This is a genomic window from Roseovarius sp., assembly GCF_965277045.1.
In the GTDB taxonomy this organism is placed as follows: Bacteria; Pseudomonadota; Alphaproteobacteria; order Rhodobacterales; family Rhodobacteraceae; genus Roseovarius.
Genome location: NZ_OZ255712.1, coordinates 3,736,215 through 3,753,073 on the forward strand (window position 1 = coordinate 3,736,215; position 16,859 = coordinate 3,753,073).

Genomic DNA, 16,859 nt, shown 5'->3' on the forward strand with positions numbered 1-16,859 from the left:
CGCGATGCAACTGATTTCCGCCAAACCGTCGCCCTATGTGCGCAAGGTGAAGGTGACCCTGATCGAGACCGGGCTGATCGACGAGGTCGAAATGGTCGAGGTGTCGACCACGCCGGTGGCGACCGATCCGGCGGTGGCGGCGGCCAACCCGGTGGGCAAGATCCCGGCGCTGATCCGGGACGAGGGGCCGACGCTCTATGACAGCCGGGTGATCTGTCGCTACCTCGATGCGCGGGCGGGCACGAAGCTGTATCCGCAAGGGCGGATCTGGGAGACGCTGACGCTGGAGGCGACGGCGGACGGGATCCTGGATGCGGCGCTGGCGATGGTCTACGAGCGGCGGGTGCGGCCCGAGGACATGGTCTATGAGCCGTGGATCGAGGCGCAGTGGGAGAAGGTCGCGCGCAGCGTGGCGGCGATCAACGCGCGGTGGATGAGCCATCTGCGCGGGCCGCTGGATGCGGGGCAGATCGCGGTGGGCTGCGCGCTGGGCTACCTTGATTTCAGGCTGGGCGACCGGGGCTGGCGCAAGGGCAATGACGCCCTGGACGACTGGTTCGCAGCATTTGCGGAGCGCGAGAGCATGAAGGCCACCGCGCCCGAGTAGGTCAGAAGATGAAATCGTCGGCGGCAAGCGGCGCTTCGAGGCCGGTGAAGATGATCGTGTCGCCATTGCCGAAGTCGATCAGAGCCTGATCGCCGGAATAGGTGATAAGCCCTTCGATGTCGGCGAAGGAGGTGAAGCCGAAGCCGCCGATGCCGACCTGGTCGATGCCGGTTTCGAAATTGTCGATCACGTCGTTGCCGTTGCCCTGGATGAAATAGACGCTGTCCACATCGCCGTCGTCGGTCAGGTAGATGAAATCGTCCCCTGTGCCGCCAAAGACGATATCGGCGCCGTCGCCGGTGTGGATGCTGTCGTTGCCGGCCTCGCCGTAGAGGTTGTCGTCGCCCTCGCCGCCAACGATCACGTCGTTCCCGCCATTGGCGATGATCACGTCGTTGCCCAGCCCGCCGAAGACGCTGTCATTTCCCGCGCCGGTTTCGATCGTGTCGTCGCCGGCGAAGCCGTAGTATCGCGAGCCATCGGCTGTATTGGTGTCAAAGATATGGTCGTCGTCTTTCGTGCCGTGCACCTCGCCGGGCAGGACGCGGCCTCCGGGTGCGCCATCGTGGCTGTCTTCGCCATCGGTGAAGTCGCCGGGCAGGTCGGGACGGCCGCCGAAGTTGAATACACCCTTATTGGTGGATGTGGTGCCGGTGAGGTCGTCGGTTGCACTGTCGATGAACTGGAAGCTGTCGCGTTTCATTGTGTGGTCCTCTGCGTTGAACATGCCCTTGTGTCGGGTCGCAGAGCCGCAGCGTTCAAAGAAAGCGGCCCGGGGCAGATCCCCGGGCCATTCCATGTGGTTCAGGTCAGCAGGCGCCGCAGCGGCGGGATTCGGGAGATCACCAGCACGTCGAGCGCGATGACCCCGATCAGCGTCAGGCCCGCCAGCGGGAAGGCCAGCGAGACCAAGAGCCCCACCAGCACCGCGCCGGACCATAGTGGCATGTTTGACGGCATCGGCGGCGGGGCGAGGCGGGTGCTGCCTGAGGGGCGGCGTTTCCACCACATCACCACCGCCGTGACGCAGAGCATCAGCACCGTCAGGCAGAAAGCGGTGTTGGCCAGAACGCTCCAGAGGCCCAGCGTGCCCATGTGAAGGGCGATGCCCACGGCCATGGCCTTGCCCGCGAGCGAGTAATCCTCGTAGCGGATATCGGCGAGGATGCGGCCGGTGTAGCGGTCCACATGGGTGGTGCGGTCGGTCGTGGGGTTCACGTCGTCGGTGTTCATCGAATCGCGCCCGAAGGTGTAGACGCCTGTGTCGCCCGAAGGCAGGTTCATCTGGTAGCGTCCGTCAAAGCCGATCCGGCGCGCGAGCGCATCCATGCTGTCGATATTGACCGGGGTGCCGGGGGCGAGGCCGTCGGTGCCGGCCAGGCTGCCCGAGGCGGGCAGGGGTGTCTGTTCCAGCACCCAGGGCACATCGGCGCGACCAGCATTGAGGCTGGCATGTGTGGCGTCGGAGAGCGGGACGTTGTCCCATTTTTCGGCGGGGAATTGGCTCCAGGCCTGGACCATTTTGGCGCCCCAGATGCCGGTCCACGAGAGGCCCGAGAGCAGGAAGAAGATCAGGATGATCGAGATCCAGAAGCCGGCGGCCCCATGCAGGGAGCGCCAGCCGGCGCGGCCACGGCCAAGCCGGGGCAACAGAGCCTCGCGCCAGGTGCCGCCGCCGCGGGGCCACCACATGTACAGGCCGGTGGCGATCAGGACCATGCCGATGGAGGCAGCGATTTCCAGCATCCGGTCGCCGGTGACGCCGAGCCTGATGTCGCTGTGCAGGCTGTCGGCAAAGTCGTACCAGCCGCTGCGGCGCGGCCAGCTTTCGATGACCTGGGCGGTGTAGGGATCGACGGCGACCATCTGTGGGCCGGTGGTATCGTCGACGCGGAAGACGGCGGCGACATCGTCGGTGCGGGGCGCGATATAGGCGCGCAGCTCGCCCTCGGGGATGGCGGCGAGGGCCGCCTTGGCCTGGTCGGAGACGGCAACGGGCGCCTCCAACGCGGTGACCGGGATGCGTTCGCCGTCGCGGCCGTCAAGGTGCGCGATCCAGAGCATCATCATGCCGGTGATGGCCAGAAGGGCGAAGAAGGGAATGACGTAAAGCCCGGCGTAGAAGTGCCAGCGCCACGCGGCGCGGTAGAGTTTCTGCGGGTCATGCGCAGCGGTCGGGACCGCGCCCATGGGAGTAGGGTCGGAAACCATGAGGTTCTCCTTTGAAATGAAGCAGTTGGTATAGTGCAGTCAGATCAAAGGTAGGCAGGGGGTGCGCGGGGCTGCGCCGGGGGGAAGCCGGGGCGCGGAAGCGGCGCTGCCGCGTTGTTTAGGACGGCGTCGCGATGGGTGGCGCGGATCGGGCGTGCCGCAAGGATCGGGGCCGTGACCGGATCAGAGGCCTTGGCATGGGTGACCCAGGGGCAGGGTACATCCTCGGCCTCGACCGGGGTGCCGGTTTCATCGACGGTGATGCTGCGCTGGGCGTCGCCGGTACACAGCACGACGGTGATGCCGCCGGGCTGGAACTGGGGCATGGTGCCCGGCGCGAAGGACGAAAAGGCGGTGAAGACGGAAACGAACGCCCAGAGCAGCATCAGGCCGATGCTGCGTGTCGCGCCGGAGCGGGGAGGGCGTTTCGGTTTCATGTGGGGTCAATAGCGCGCGCCGACGGAGCGCGCCAGACCTCAAAGCGTTTCCCCTTTACCCTCAGCCATCAGCTAAAGTCGAAACGCCTGCCAAGACCGAGAGTTTCGCGGCGTTTCACGACAAGCTGTGATGCAGGTTTGTCGCGAAACGCTTCAGAAGCTGTAGCTGATGCCGAAATTCACCGCGTGGGTCAGCAGGTCGGTGTTGAGTTTGCCGTCAGGCTGACCGGGATCGCCGTCGATGGTGATGTCGTTCTCGGAATACGTCATCTGGTATTCGCCGAAGAGCGCCCAGCGGTCGGTGAAATTGTACTTGATGCCGGCGATGCCGCGCACCGCGACGCCCGTGTTCTCGTAGTCGAAGGTCCGGTTGGTGGCCCCAACGGCGAGCGCGTCGACATGAGGGACGGCGACCCCGAGACCACCGCCGACATAGGGCGTGAACCGGCCCTGGTTGAAGGCGCCGGGCCAGCGTTTCATGACGTTGGCGGTGAAGATGTTGTGGCCGTCCGATAGCTCGAACCGGGTGAGGCCGACGGCAGCGGCGTCACCGGCGGGCATGTAGGCCTTGGTGTGCGTGCCTTCGAGCCCGAAGCCCCAGTTGGTGTCGGTCCAGTACATCGCGCGGCCGCCGTAATAGATGGGCGCGTCGAATGGCTTGCCTTCCCAGCCGATGTTGCGGTTGAACGCGCCGCCGCCGTTGGGAAGGACGCCACTGGCGGAGCTTTCGGTGACGCCTTGCGCGCCAAGATAGAAGCTGAGCTCGATCTCGGCGGCGGCGGGGCTGGCCATCGCGACGAGGGCAAACAGGGAAACACGAACGGAATTCAGCATGATACGGGCCTTTGAAGCAGAAGGGCGGGTCGCGCCGTGCTTACACCCGCTGTCCAGACGCCACAAGCGCGACACAAGAGCGCCCTCGTCAAATGATTGGCATTGTGCACTGGACGCCTCAGTCATCGTTGGATAAATACCCGATTGACCGCGGCACGGGGAGTCGTCCGTTCGCCGCTTGCGGGAGTTTGCCGAGAAGGCTCAGACAGATTGGAGATTGGCTCGTGTCCCACGCAGAAGATCACGAAGGCACACGCAGAGATTTCATCTACTACGCGACCGGCGGCGCCGGCGCCGTGGCGGTCGGGGCAGCCGTTTGGCCGCTGATCGACCAGATGAACCCCTCTGCCGACGTTCAGGCGCTCAGCTCGATCCGGGTGGACGTGTCCGGCGTCGACCAGGGCTCGCAGCTTACGGTGAAGTGGCTGGGCAAGCCGGTTTTCATCCGCCGTCGCACCGAGGCCGAGATCGAGGCCGCGCGCGATGTGGATGTCTCGAGCCTGCCGGACCCGATTGCCCGGAACGAGAACCTGCAAGGCGAGGCCGAAGCCACCGACCAGAACCGCGCGCTGGACGAGACCGGCGAGTGGCTGGTGCAGATCGGCGTCTGCACGCACCTGGGTTGCGTGCCGCTGAGCAATGCCGGTGATTACGTGCTGGACAGCGGCGTAGGCGGCTGGTTCTGCCCCTGCCACGGGTCGCACTACGACACGGCGGGACGCATCCGCAAAGGACCCGCGCCGGAGAACCTGCCGGTGCCGGTGGCCGAATTCGTCGATGAAACGACCGTTAAGCTGGGATAAGGAATAACAACGATGGCTGGAATTCCTCACGACCATTACGAACCGAAAACCGGCGGTGAAAAGTGGCTGAACCGCCGCCTTCCCATTGTCGGTCTTCTTTACGACACCATCATGATTCCCACGCCCAAGAACCTGAACTGGATGTGGATCTGGGGCATCGTGCTGACCTTCTGCCTGGCGTTGCAGATCATCACCGGCATCGTTCTGGTCATGCATTACACGCCGCATGTCGACTACGCGTTCTCGTCGATCGAGCACATCATGCGCAACGTCAACGGCGGGCACATGATCCGGTACCTGCACATGAACGGCGCGTCGCTGTTCTTCTTCGCGGTCTACCTGCACATCTTCCGCGGTCTCTATTACGGTTCCTACAAGGCCCCGCGCGAGATCACATGGATCGTGGGCATGCTGATCTACCTGATGATGATGGGCACGGCCTTCATGGGTTACGTGCTGCCCTGGGGGCAGATGTCGTTCTGGGGTGCCACGGTGATTACCGGCCTCTTCGGGGCGATCCCGCTGATCGGTGAGCCGATCCAGACCTGGCTGCTGGGTGGTCCGGCGGTGGACAACGCCACGCTGAACCGCTTTTTCAGCCTGCATTACCTGCTGCCCTTCGTGATTGCCGCCCTCGTGGCCGTTCACATCTGGGCGTTCCACACCACGGGCAACAACAACCCCACGGGTGTCGAAGTGCGCCGCACCTCGAAGGCCGAGGCCGAGAAGGACACCGTTCCGTTCTGGCCCTACTTCGTGATCAAGGACCTGTTTGCGTTGGCCGTGATCCTGGCGGTGTTCTTTGCCATCGTCGGCTTCATGCCGAACTACCTGGGCCACCCCGACAACTATATCGAGGCCAACGCCCTGGCGACGCCGGCGCATATCGTTCCCGAATGGTACTTCCTGCCGTTCTACGCGATCCTGCGGGCGTTCACGTCGGAAGTGTGGGTGGTGCAGTTCGCATCGTTCATCACCGGCGGCATCATCGACGCCAAGTTCTTTGGCGTGCTGGCCATGTTCGGCGCGATCGCCGTGATGGCGCTGGCGCCGTGGCTGGACACCTCGATGGTGCGGTCGGGCCGGTATCGTCCGATGTTCAAGTGGTGGTTCTGGCTGCTGGCGGTCGACTTCGTCGTGCTGATGTGGCTGGGCGCGCGTCCGGCGGAAGAGCCCTATGCAACCTACTCGCTGATCGCGTCGGCCTACTGGTTCGCGTATTTCCTGATCATCCTGCCCCTGCTGGGCGTGATCGAGAAACCGTTGCCGCAGCCCGAGACCATCGAGGCGGATTTCGAGGCGCACAAGGCGGCAAGCGGCGGCACGGCCACCGTTGCCAGCCCGGCCGAGTAAGAGAAAGGACGAGGCAAATGTTCAAGACAGTCGCGATCAGCGCAGTTACCGCCCTGGCCCTTTCGACCGGTGGCGCGATGGCCGCGGGCGGTGAGGGCCACGTAAAGGACGTGGACTTCTCGTTCGAGGGGCCGTTCGGCAGCTTCGACCAGTTCCAGCTTCAGCGCGGTCTGCAGGTCTATACCGAGATCTGTTCGGCGTGCCACGGCCTGCAATACGTGCCGCTGCGGACGCTGGGCGATGAAGGCGGACCGCATTTCTCGGAGGCCGAGGTGCGCGCCTATGCCGAGAATTACGAGGTTTTTGACGAGGAACTGGATGATTTCCGCGCGGCACGCCCGGTCGACCATTTCCCCGGCTCGAACATGGAATCCGCGCCGGACCTGAGCCTGATGGCGAAGGCGCGCGCCGGATTCCACGGGCCCGAGGGCACGGGCATCAACCAGCTTGTGAAAGGCATGGGTGGGCCGGAGTATATCTATTCGATCCTGACCGGCTATACCGGCGAGACCAAGGAAGAAGCCGGCACCACGTTCTATGAGAACGAGGCGTTCCCCGGCGGCTGGATCGCCATGGCGCCGCCGCTTTACGGTGAGGACGTGGACTATGCCGACGGTCACGACAACGACCTGAGCCATATCGCCAAGGACGTCGCGGCCTTCCTGATGTGGACGGCAGAGCCCAAGATGATGGACCGCAAGCAGGCGGGCCTGACCGGGGTTATCTTCCTGACGCTGCTGTCGGTGCTTCTGTACCTGACGAACAAGCGGATCTGGAAGCCGATCAAGAAGAAATACGAAAGCTGAACGACCGGCCTTCGTTTAGGTTTGAAAGCCCCCGTTGCGATGCAGCGGGGGTTTTTTCTTGGGGAGTGGGGACGGGCGATGCGCGCTTGCTGCGCCTTAATCCCGCGCAGAGTCTACGACTAACGCGGGAGCGGGTTCAGCGCCTTGTTGTAGGGCTTCCAGTCGGTGATCTCGGGGTAGTATTTCTCGCGCCAGCGGCGGACGCGGGGGTTCATCACCCGGCGCCACAAGGGCGGAATCATCGCGGCCACGGTCATCACCGGGTAGCCGTAGGGCAGTTGTGGCGCCTCGTCCTCGGAATAGTTCTGCAGGAGCGGGAAGCGGCGGTTGGGCTTGTAGTGGTGGTCGGAATGGCGTTGCAGGTTGATCAGCAGCCAGTTCGACGCCTTCTGCGCGGCGTTCCAGCTGTGCTGGGGTTTGACGTGCTCGTACTTGCCGTCGCCCAGGTGCTTGCGGGTGAGTCCGTAATGTTCGACGTAGTTGACCAGCTCCAGTTGCCAGATGGCGATGAACGCCTGCCAGACAAAGAGCGCGAGGCCGATCCAGCCGCCGATGAGGGCGGCGAGGAGCAGCATGAAGGCTTGCAGCGCCCAGTATTTCCAGAACGGGTTGCCGAGGTCCCACCACGGCTGGCCCTTGCGGGCCAGCAGCGCCTTTTCGGCCTTCCACGAAGACAGCAGGCTTTCGCGCAGGACGCGGGGGAAGAAGCGGTGGAACCCTTCGTTGTAGCGGGCCGTCACCGGGTCGCGCGGGGTGCCCACGTGGCGGTGGTGGACCTGCAGGTGCTCGGAGCGGAAATGCGAGTAGAGGACCATCGACAGGAGCGCGTCGCCCAGGAAGCGCTCGCCCTTGCCCTTCTGGTGCATGAGTTCGTGCGAGAAGTTGATGCCGACCGTGCCGGAAATCACGCCCATGCCGAAGAAGAGCAGTATGGTTTCCAAAGCGTTCAGATGCGCGTCGCCGGGGCCGGTGGCGTACCAGATCATCCAGAAAAGCAGGCAGAACTGCACCGGCGGCCAGAGCACGGTGACGGCGGTGTACATGCGGATGTGCTGCTGGCGCGTTTCGGGGTCGAGATTGTCGAGCTCCAGCCCCAGCACCGTGTCGAGCGCGGCGAAGAAATACCAGGTGAAGAGCGGCAGCAGGAAGACCGTCCAGCCGCCCTGGGTGGCGCTGACGATCGCCAGCGGGACAAGCGAGAAGGCGGCCCAGAAGGGCAGCGCGCGCCTGAGGGTTTCGACCTTTTCGGCGGGAAGATACTTGGGTGTGGTGGTCTGCATGGCCTTCACCTTATTGCCCGCGATTATAACGCGATGCGCGGGGGCGGGGCGATTGCGCAAATCGCCTCAGGACGTGTTCGCGGCGCAGTCTTGCAAGGGTTCGCGGGCCAAGTCAAAAACCTTGCGCATGACGGTGGGTAACTCCGTCGGCTTGAAGGCGTGGGTGGGGACAAAGCGGGTGGTGTCGGAGGGACTGTCCGCGTCCGGGCCAAGGCAGGCAAGGGCGATCTTCAGGCGCAGGTGGAAATGGGTGAAGGTGTGGCGCGCCTCGGCGTCGAGCATCTGCCAGTCGGCCTCCAGCGGCGGGGCGGGGGTGGGGGCGTCGGACCAGTCGCTGCCGGGCCAGCCGAGCATTCCGCCCAGAAGGCCGCTGTCGGGGCGGCGTTCCAGCAGCCATGCGCCATCGGCGCGGCGAGCGACATATGCGATGCCGAGGCGCGTGGGCTTGGCCTTTTTCGGGGTCTTTTTGGGCAGATCGGCCTGCGTGCCATTCGTGCGCGCCGCGCAGGGGGTGCGCCAGGGGCAGATGCCGCAGGCGGGCAAGCGGGGCGTGCAGATGGTGGCGCCAAGGTCCATCACCGCCTGGGCATAGTCGCCGGGGCGTTGCGCCGGGGTGAGGCTTGCCGCGGCTTCGGTCAGTTCGGGTTTGGCGGCGGGCAGGGGGGTATGGATGTCGTGCAGGCGGGCCATGACCCGCTCGACGTTGCCGTCGACCACGACCGAGGGCTGATCGAAAGCGATGGCCGAGATGGCGGCGGCGGTATAGGGGCCGATGCCGGGGAGTTCTTGCAACTCGGCGGCGGTGCCGGGGAACTGACCGTCATGGTCCGAGGCGACGACGCGGGCGCATTTCAGCAGGTTGCGGGCGCGCGCGTAATACCCAAGGCCGGCCCATTCGCCCATGACCTGCGTATCCTCGGCAGCGGCGAGGTCGGTGACCGTGGGCCAGAGCGCGGTGAAGCGTTCGAAATAGCTTTTGACGGCGGCGACGGTGGTTTGTTGCAGCATCACCTCCGACAGCCAGACGGCATAGGGATCGGGGCGCACCCCGGCCTTTTTGGCCTCGGGGGGCACGCGCCATGGCATCTGGCGAGCGTGGCGGTCGTACCAGTCCAGCAGCTCTGCGCTCATCTCGCTGTCACGCATCTGTTATCCCGCCTTTGCCAGCTTTGCGTTTGTTGTTCACTCTCATACCCCCTACATTAGGGCGAGGAAACGGGAGGTCAGCCATGCCCGCATACCGGGGCACGACGAAAGGCTTCAAGCGCAGTGGTGCCCTGCTTGGGGCGCAGATCCGGAAAGCCTCCGAGAGCCGGGGCTTTGCGGTGTCGCGCGTGGTGACCCATTGGCCCGAGATTGCCGGCGACGAGATCGCTGCCATCTGCCGTCCCGTAAAGGTAACCTATCCCCGGCATGGGCTGGGCGCGACGCTGGTCGTGCTGACCACCGGGGCGCAGGCGCCGATGCTGGAGATGCAGAAGGAAACGCTGCGCGAGCGGGTGAACACGGCCTATGGCTATAACGCCATCGCGCGGGTGCAGATCACCCAGACAGCGCCCACCGGGTTTGCCGAAGGGCAGGCCAGTTTCGAGCACCGGCCCAAGGCGGTCGAGAAACCCGCCCCGAGCGAGATGACCGTGGCCGCGGCCGCCAGGCTGGCGCAGCCCGTGGGCGATGCGGGACTGCGCGATGCGCTGGAAAAGCTGGGCCGGAACGTATTAACGAAAAGCAACACGCAGAAATCGTAAGGTGATGAAATGAAAAACGTGCTTCTTTCCGGGGCCGCGGCCCTTGTCCTGGCGGCCGGCGGCGGCTGGTGGCTGAGCGGGCAGACCGGCAAACCCACCGAAAGCAGCGGTGTGATCGACCTGCCGGGCGCCGCCAATGCGCAGGAGGCGTCCGACGCGGAGGCGAAAGACATCGACACGTCCTCGATCGTGGAAATGACCTTGGGCGAGGAAAGCGCGCCGGTGAAGATTGTCGAATACGCGTCCTTCACCTGTCCGCATTGCGCGAATTTCCACGAGAACCAGTTCAAGCAGCTGAAATCCGAGTATATCGACGCGGGGAAGGTGCATTTCACCTATCGCGACGTCTATTTCGACCGTTATGGCCTCTGGGCGTCGATGGTGGCGCGCTGCGGCGGCGAAGAGCGGTTCTTTGGCATCACCGAGATGATCTATGACCAGCAGAAGGACTGGATCGGCGACGGGCAGGACCCGGTGGCGATTGCCGAGCGGCTGCGCAAGATCGGCAAGGTCGCCGGGCTGGACGACGACCAACTGGATGCCTGCCTGAACGACGCCGACAAGGCCAAGACGCTGGTGGCGTGGTTCCAGGAGAATGCCGAGGCCGACGATGTGAATTCGACGCCGACGCTGGTGATCAATGGCCAGACGCATTCCAACATGTCCTATGACGAGCTGAAGGCGATGATCGACGAACAGCTGGCGGAATGAAGCCCGCGCCGCTGGCCGGCCTGAAGGTTGTCGAACTGGCACGCATCCTGGCCGGCCCCTGGGCCGGGCAGGTTCTGGCGGACCTGGGTGCAGAAGTGATCAAGGTGGAAAGCCCCACGGGCGACGACACGCGCCAGTGGGGACCGCCCTTCATTGAGCGTGACGGCGACCGTTCGGCCGCCTATTTCCATTCCTGCAACCGCGGCAAGCGGAGCGTCACGGTGGATTTCCGCACCGAGGCGGGCCAGGCCCGTGTCCGTGAGTTGGTGGCGGAGGCCGACATCCTGATCGAGAATTTCAAGGTTGGCGGGCTGGCCAAGTACGGGCTGGATTACCCTAGCCTTGCGAAAGTGAACCCGGGGTTGATCTATTGCTCGATCACCGGGTTCGGGCAGGACGGGCCTTATGCGGGCAAAGCCGGGTATGACTATATCATCCAGGGCATGTCGGGGCTGATGAGCATGACCGGCGATCCCGAAGGCCAGCCGGTGAAGGTCGGCGTGGCGGTGACGGATATCTTCACCGGCGTCTATGCCAGCACCGCGATCCTGGCGGCGCTGCACCAGCGGCAGGCGACGGGCAGGGGCCAGCATATCGACATGGCGCTTCTGGATACTGCGGTGGCGGTGACGGCGAACCAGGCGATGAACTACCTTGCCACGGGCACGCCGCCGCAAAGGCTGGGCAACCAGCATCCGAACCTGTCGCCCTACCAGGTCTTCGAATGTTCGGACGGTTTCCTGATCGTGGCGGTGGGCAACGACGCGCAGTTCGGGCGGTTCTGCGACGTGCTGGGCGCGGCGGACGTGAAGGCGGCGCCGGAGTACGCAACGAACGCTGACCGGGTGGCGCATCGCGATGCGCTGACAGAGGCGCTGACCGGGTACACCAAGGGGCTGAGCAAGGCCGAGTTGCAAGCCGGCTGCGAGGCGCAGGGCGTGCCGGTGGGGCCGATCAACGACATGGCCGAGGTGTTTGCCGATCCGCAGGTCGTGGCGCGGGGCCTGAAGGTGGAGGTGGACGGCGTGCCGGGCGTGCGCAGCCCGATGCGGTTCTCCGATGCGGATCTGTCGCTGGGACGAGCCTCGCCGAAGCTGGGCGAGGATGACCCGGCGTGATCAAATTGTGTGGCTGCGCCACGCTCTATTTTTTGATTTGAGTATTTAGGGCAAGAAAAAGCCGGGTCAGAGGCCGAGGTTTTTCAGCTTTGCCTCGATTGCCGACCAATCGGAAAGGGTGAGACGGACTGGCAGGGTCAGCACCTTGCGGCGGAAGGCCGGGGGCAGGCGGACGGCGTCCTTTTCGGTGGTGACGAGCTGGGCGTGGATGAGCGCGGCCTCGTTTTCCAGCCGGGTCATCAGCGCCTCGGTCAGGGGCTGGTGGTCGTCCAGCGCCTCGGCCCGCGAAAGGTCGGCACCGAGTCCGCGCAGGGTGGCGAAGAATTTCTCTGGGTGACCGATGCCCGCGAAAGCGAGAAAGCGCGTGCCGGTCCAGTCCATGCCGGTCTGCAACGGGTCCAGGCTGCCGTTCACGTGGGGGATCAGGATGACGTGGCCCCAGGTCTTGCGAAACGCGATCTGCGCGGCGTCGGGGCCGATCGACAGCAGCAGATCGGCGCGGTCGAGGCCGGTTTCCACGGGCTCGCGCAGGGGGCCGGCGGGCAGGCAACGGCCATTGCCGAAGCCCTTGACCGCATCGACCACCACAAGCGACAGGTCGCGCGCCACAGACGGGTTCTGGTGACCGTCATCCATGATGATCACATCCGGGTTCGAGGCCGCTGCCGCCCTTGCCGCGGCGGCCCTGTCGCGGGCGATCCAGGTCCGGGTGAAGGCGGCGACCAGCAGGGGCTCGTCCCCGACATCCCGGGCGGTGTGGCTGCGCTCGTTCACCTCGACGGGTCCTTCGAGCGCGCCGCCGTGGCCGCGGGAAATGACGGCGACGGTCCTGCCGCGCGATTGCAGGTGCTGGACGAGCGCGATCACCGTTGGCGTCTTGCCGGTGCCGCCGGCATTGAGGTTGCCGACGCAGATCACCGGAACCTCTGCGCGGAACTCCGGCGCCCTGGCCACGCGACGGGCCGTGGCGCGGGCATAGGCGCGGCCCAGGGGCGACAATAGCCGTGCCCGCAATCCGGGCCGGTCGGGGGTGGTGTCCCAGAAGCCGGGTGCGCGCATCAATGTTCCTCCAGCCGGTCGAGCCGGTCGTTCAGCAGGTCGGCGATACGGTCGGTCAGCCCGGCACTGCGCGAGGCGACCTCCCATGCCGCATGGGCCATCCCGGCGGACTGATCGGGGGGGATCAGGCGTTTGACCGCGGCGGCCAGGGTTTCGGCATCGCGAACGATGCGGGCCGCGCCGGCCTCGGCAAAGCGGGAGTAGCTGTTGAGATACCGGCGGATATTGGGGCCGTAAAGGATGGCCGAGCCGTGCGCCGCGGGTTCGTTCGGGTCGTATCCATGCGCGCCCGAGACCAACGAGCTGCCCAGAAAGGTGGTCGGAGCAAGGCGGTACCAAAGCCCCATTTCGCCGCGTGTGTCGGCCAGGATCACCTGGGTGGTCTCGTCCGGCAGCGCGCCTTCGGACCAGGTGATATGCCGCATTCCGGCATCCTCCAGCGCGGCGCGGAAAGGCGCCGTCTCTTCCGGGGTTTCGGGCGCCATGACCAGCAGGGTCCGGTGCGAGAAACGGCTGATCTCACGATGGGCGTCAAGCACGGTCTCGATCTCTTCGGGGCGGATCATCGCGGCCAGCCAGATCGGACGGCCCAGCAACGTGGCGGCGAGGTCGGCGCGGTCGGACTCGTTGTAGGGCAGGGACACGGTGCCTTCGAGCAGCGGGCCGGTGACCGAGACCACGCGCTCGGGCACGCCCATGCGGCGCAGAAAGCGGGCCGAGGCCTCGTCTCGGGCCATGACGAAGTCGAATTGGCGCAACAAGGCGCGGGGCAGGTCGGGAAACCAGCGCCAGGCGGGACGCGCCAGCGCGGCTTCGGTGGCATCGACAAGCGCGATGGGAATGCTCATTTCTGCGGTGCGATCCAGCAGGGCGGGCTGAAGGCCGCCACCTGTCCAGAGGGCGATGTCGGGACGCCAACAGCCAAGAAACGCCTCGGCGGTGGCGACGCTGTCTTCGGGCAGTTGTTCGAAGATGACTTCGGTCCGGTCCCGATAGGGCGTGGCCGAAGGCGTGTCCGTGGAGGTCAGCAGTAGCGAGAGTTTCGGACGGAAGAGGCGCAGGCGGTCGAAGAGCTGCAGCAAGGCGCCGGCGTGGCCGCTGTCGGCGGCATGAGCCCAGAACAACGGGCCGGAGGGGCGCTCCCGGCTGGGGGTGTAGGGCCTGGCCGGGCCGCGACGGGCATAGGCGAGATACGCCGCGAGGCTGAGGGAGCGGCTCATGCCGGACCCCTTGCGGTGCGTAATAACGCCGTGAAATCATGTCTGTAGCAGAATGGCACCGTTGCATCCCTCGCGGCGGCCGGTCGTGGCGCAGGGTATTCTATTGCCAAGCGGGGTCAAGGGATGCGGGTGGGTTGACCTGCGCGCCGGAATGAGGCCAATGGAGAGGACCCCTTGCCGGAGCCATGGACCATGACCAAGCCTTTCCTGATCCTGCAACTGCGTCCGGAAACCGAGGCGTCGGACGACGAGTTCGCGGCGATCCTGCGCAAGGGCGGACTGGAGGCCGGCGCCGCGCGGCGGATCCGGATGGACCGGGAGAGGTTGCCGGAAGACATTGATCTGGATGCGTTTTCGGGTGTGATCGTCGGGGGCGGTCCGGGCTGTGTGAGCGATGCGCCGGAGCAAAAATCCGAGATCGAGGCGCGGATCGAAGCGGATGTTCTGGGGCTGATGCCCAAGGTGACGGAGCGGGATTTTCCTTTCCTGGGTTGCTGTTACGGGATCGGAATCCTTGGGGCGCACCTGCAGGGCGATGTCAGCAAGCGGGCCTTTGGCGAGGCGGTGGGCACATCGGCCTGCGAAGTCACGCCGGAGGGCAAGGACGATGCGCTGCTGGCGGGCGTGCCGACGGCGTTCGACGCTTTCGTGGGGCACAAGGAGGCGTTGCAGGATCTGCCAGAGGGATGTGTGCACCTTGTGAGGTCCGAGGCATGCCCCTACCAGATGTTGCGGTATAAAGAGAATGTCTATGCCACGCAGTTCCACCCCGAGGCGGATGCGGACGGGTTCGAGACGCGGATCAGGATCTACCGCGAGCGGGGCTATTTCCCGCCCGAGGATGCGGAGGATTTGATCGCCATGTGCCGGGCCGCGGACGTGTTCGCGCCGGAGATGATCCTGCGGAATTTCGTGCAGAGGTATGGCAAGGGTTAAGCCCGCCGGAGCGTCCGAAACCGCGTCCGTATCGCGTCGGTATCCGGGTGGTATCGCGGCGGTGCCAGTGTCAGGCGGCGGTGGGTTAACGGAAGGTGCGGAGGGTCGGCGCGTGTCCGGGAGGTCCCGGGTCAAGCCCGGGACGGGGGCGCCCGGTGGCTCGGTTCGTCGGGCGGAGGGCCGCCCTCGACGGTCAGAGCCCGTACCGATTGGCCTGATGACATCGGCCAGGTGGACTGTCCGCTTCGAGCCGACTTCACCGATTTTCTGTACCGCAGCTAAAGTCCGTTTTCGGGAAGTAGGGATCCGAAGCTTGGTAGGACACGGCCCAAAGAGAATGCCGAGAAATGGCCTTCAATGCGCCGAGGCTTTCGCAGCTCACGAAGCGAATCGCTACAGGCCGTACTTCGAACGAACTTCAATTTCTTCATCGCGTCCGAAAAGTAACAATACAAGCAACCTTAGGGGGATTATCTCCGAAGTAGCGCCTCTCAGGTTGCGAATTCGCTTGAATGCGGCAGGAATGTGGCGATTTTGTTAGGTATGTATTTTAAACCAGCTTATATTCTGAAGCTTGGAGAGCTTGGCGGTCTGCCCGCTGTGATTTTCGGTAAGTAAACGTTTGGGGGAAATAATGGTGAATCTTGTACTAGGTAAACTTGCCGCTGCTGCAGTCCTGGGATCGGTGCTCGCTGGTGGAGCTGGTGCTGCGACGATTGAATCGTGTGGAGGAAAATCGTTTTCTGCAACGCAAGGCATTGTCGATTTGTCCGTTACTGATCCCGGTTCGATGTGTGGGGATCAGGGCGGCGATCTTGGAAACTCCACAGGCAAAAAAAGTCTTATTTCCTTGGCTGGCTGGACCTCGGGAGCTGAGGTGCAGGGATCTAATCCTGAGGACTCGACTAATGAGGGTGACGGCAAACTGTCGCTAACTATCGGCGACGGCGCGGGCAATTTGAACGTCTGGTCAATTCTGAACCCCCATGGTTACTCGATGCTTGGCCTCTCTATCAAACACGGTAACGGCTATGCATTCTATGCTTTGGACGCTGATGCACTTCTTTCGGGGACTTGGTTTACCTACGAAAAAGTCACAGCGGGAAATGCTTTTTCGCATGTGAATGCTTGGTACAAAGGGGACCCGTCGCCGTCCAGCCCCATTCCGCTTCCAGCGGCTGGATGGTTGTTGATCGGTGGCCTCGGTGGATTGGGCGCCATTCGTCGCTTCAAGAAATCTTAGCCGCAACAATCAAGTATAACGAGAAGAGGCGCCTTCAGAGGGCGCCTTTCAGACGCCAACGCTGTGCGCATCAAAGCCCGATGCCTGTGTAGCCGTTTTGGAAGTTGCACTTTGCTGCCGTTGGTGCAGTACACAGCGAAAGCTTACTTCGTCCGCACTGCCGACATCCGTGTTGCCCGCAACGAATGTCGGGATCAAGACACTAGTATTGAGCACCCAGCCGGTTGACAGCCGCGAAGCGGCCCGGCCATCGTCAGCCCCTCCCTCGGGCTGGCGATTTGGCTGAGGCTGAGCGCAACGATCTTTCCGAGGATGTGTTTGGCAGGCATTAAATGCTTCATAGTTGCCGTCGGATCGCCACCCCAGGGGCTTACGCTCGCCTCCGTCGTGAACCGCAAAAAGGTCCCGCACAGCCGACGTAAGGAAAGAGACGTGTTGCGCGGGAACAAGGTGGAAGGCCACCCACCGCCGGTCACGTCGAAGACGTGCCTAC

17 protein-coding genes are annotated in these 16,859 nt (G+C 64.3%); 9 read left to right on the top strand and 8 right to left on the bottom strand.

The features are described from left to right. The first annotated feature begins 4 nt into the window (after positions 1–4). Entirely contained in the window at positions 5–607 is a 603-nt protein-coding gene (locus ACQY4V_RS18605; protein ID WP_428514270.1) for a glutathione S-transferase, read from the top strand. Position 608: 1 nt separating this feature from the next. On the opposite strand, the gene ACQY4V_RS18610 is transcribed toward ACQY4V_RS18605, so the two are convergent. The 4 genes from ACQY4V_RS18610 to ACQY4V_RS18625 form a co-directional block, all read right to left on the bottom strand. Then, positions 609–1,310, bottom strand: coding sequence for a calcium-binding protein (locus ACQY4V_RS18610; RefSeq protein ID WP_428514272.1), 702 nt, complete (start codon positions 1,308–1,310; stop codon positions 609–611). 101 nt (positions 1,311–1,411) lie between these two features. After that, a complete protein-coding gene (locus tag ACQY4V_RS18615; protein ID WP_428514274.1) occupies positions 1,412–2,818 on the bottom strand; it encodes a PepSY-associated TM helix domain-containing protein in 1,407 nt (468 codons plus the stop codon). Positions 2,819–2,862: 44 nt separating this feature from the next. Then, entirely contained in the window at positions 2,863–3,255 is a 393-nt protein-coding gene (locus ACQY4V_RS18620) for a hypothetical protein (protein ID WP_428514276.1), read from the bottom strand. Positions 3,256–3,408: 153 nt separating this feature from the next. Then, positions 3,409–4,089 carry an outer membrane protein gene (locus ACQY4V_RS18625; RefSeq protein ID WP_428514278.1) on the bottom strand — a complete coding sequence of 227 codons (681 nt, stop codon included), beginning with the start codon at positions 4,087–4,089 and terminating at the stop codon, positions 3,409–3,411. A gap of 224 nt (positions 4,090–4,313) precedes the next feature. On the opposite strand from ACQY4V_RS18625, the gene petA reads away from it, so the two are divergent. The 3 genes from petA to ACQY4V_RS18640 are packed head-to-tail and all read left to right on the top strand — an operon-like array spanning position 4,314 to position 7,051. Further along, complete coding sequence (gene petA / locus ACQY4V_RS18630) at positions 4,314–4,892, top strand: ubiquinol-cytochrome c reductase iron-sulfur subunit (RefSeq protein ID WP_222451513.1); 579 nt, start codon at positions 4,314–4,316, stop codon at positions 4,890–4,892. A 12-nt stretch (positions 4,893–4,904) separates the two neighbouring features. Continuing rightward, positions 4,905–6,245 (top strand): cytochrome b, encoded by a 1,341-nt coding sequence (gene petB, locus ACQY4V_RS18635; RefSeq protein WP_152490874.1) that lies wholly within the window; start codon positions 4,905–4,907, stop codon positions 6,243–6,245. A 17-nt stretch (positions 6,246–6,262) separates the two neighbouring features. After that, positions 6,263–7,051 carry a cytochrome c1 gene (locus tag ACQY4V_RS18640; protein WP_428514281.1) on the top strand — a complete coding sequence of 263 codons (789 nt, stop codon included), beginning with the start codon at positions 6,263–6,265 and terminating at the stop codon, positions 7,049–7,051. Between the two features lie 119 nt (positions 7,052–7,170). On the opposite strand, the gene ACQY4V_RS18645 is transcribed toward ACQY4V_RS18640, so the two are convergent. Both ACQY4V_RS18645 and mutY read right to left on the bottom strand, forming a co-directional pair. Then, positions 7,171–8,331, bottom strand: a complete 1,161-nt coding sequence (locus tag ACQY4V_RS18645) for an alkane 1-monooxygenase (RefSeq protein ID WP_428514283.1) — start codon at positions 8,329–8,331, stop codon at positions 7,171–7,173. A 66-nt stretch (positions 8,332–8,397) separates the two neighbouring features. Beyond that, complete coding sequence (gene mutY, locus ACQY4V_RS18650; RefSeq protein WP_428514285.1) at positions 8,398–9,477, bottom strand: A/G-specific adenine glycosylase; 1,080 nt, start codon at positions 9,475–9,477, stop codon at positions 8,398–8,400. Between the two features lie 83 nt (positions 9,478–9,560). Between mutY and ACQY4V_RS18655 the strand changes: the two genes are divergently transcribed. From ACQY4V_RS18655 to ACQY4V_RS18665, 3 genes are read left to right on the top strand one after another with little or no spacing between them, the layout of a single operon-like run. Continuing rightward, on the top strand, positions 9,561–10,079 hold the full coding sequence (locus ACQY4V_RS18655) for a DUF721 domain-containing protein (protein ID WP_428514287.1): 519 nt from the start codon (positions 9,561–9,563) through the stop codon (positions 10,077–10,079). 9 nt (positions 10,080–10,088) lie between these two features. Then, on the top strand, positions 10,089–10,790 hold the full coding sequence (locus ACQY4V_RS18660; protein WP_428514289.1) for a DsbA family protein: 702 nt from the start codon (positions 10,089–10,091) through the stop codon (positions 10,788–10,790). Further along, positions 10,787–11,908, top strand: coding sequence for a CaiB/BaiF CoA transferase family protein (locus ACQY4V_RS18665; RefSeq protein ID WP_428514291.1), 1,122 nt, complete (start codon positions 10,787–10,789; stop codon positions 11,906–11,908). The genes ACQY4V_RS18660 and ACQY4V_RS18665 overlap by 4 nt, the downstream gene beginning before the upstream one ends. Positions 11,909–11,974: 66 nt before the next feature. On the opposite strand, the gene lpxK is transcribed toward ACQY4V_RS18665, so the two are convergent. Both lpxK and ACQY4V_RS18675 read right to left on the bottom strand, forming a co-directional pair. Further along, positions 11,975–12,967: a tetraacyldisaccharide 4'-kinase gene (lpxK, locus tag ACQY4V_RS18670; RefSeq protein WP_428514293.1), complete on the bottom strand. Its 993-nt coding sequence runs from the start codon at positions 12,965–12,967 to the stop codon at positions 11,975–11,977. Continuing rightward, the gene (locus ACQY4V_RS18675) at positions 12,967–14,187 is read right to left on the bottom strand and encodes a 3-deoxy-D-manno-octulosonic acid transferase (protein WP_428514295.1); all 1,221 of its coding nucleotides are present in this window, start codon (positions 14,185–14,187) and stop codon (positions 12,967–12,969) included. The genes lpxK and ACQY4V_RS18675 overlap by 1 nt, the downstream gene beginning before the upstream one ends. Before the next feature lie 192 nt (positions 14,188–14,379). Between ACQY4V_RS18675 and ACQY4V_RS18680 the strand changes: the two genes are divergently transcribed. After that, positions 14,380–15,123 carry a glutamine amidotransferase gene (locus ACQY4V_RS18680; RefSeq protein WP_428514297.1) on the top strand — a complete coding sequence of 248 codons (744 nt, stop codon included), beginning with the start codon at positions 14,380–14,382 and terminating at the stop codon, positions 15,121–15,123. 634 nt (positions 15,124–15,757) lie between these two features. Beyond that, the gene (locus ACQY4V_RS18685) at positions 15,758–16,366 is read left to right on the top strand and encodes a VPLPA-CTERM sorting domain-containing protein (protein WP_428514299.1); all 609 of its coding nucleotides are present in this window, start codon (positions 15,758–15,760) and stop codon (positions 16,364–16,366) included. Positions 16,367–16,859 lie beyond the last annotated feature (493 nt).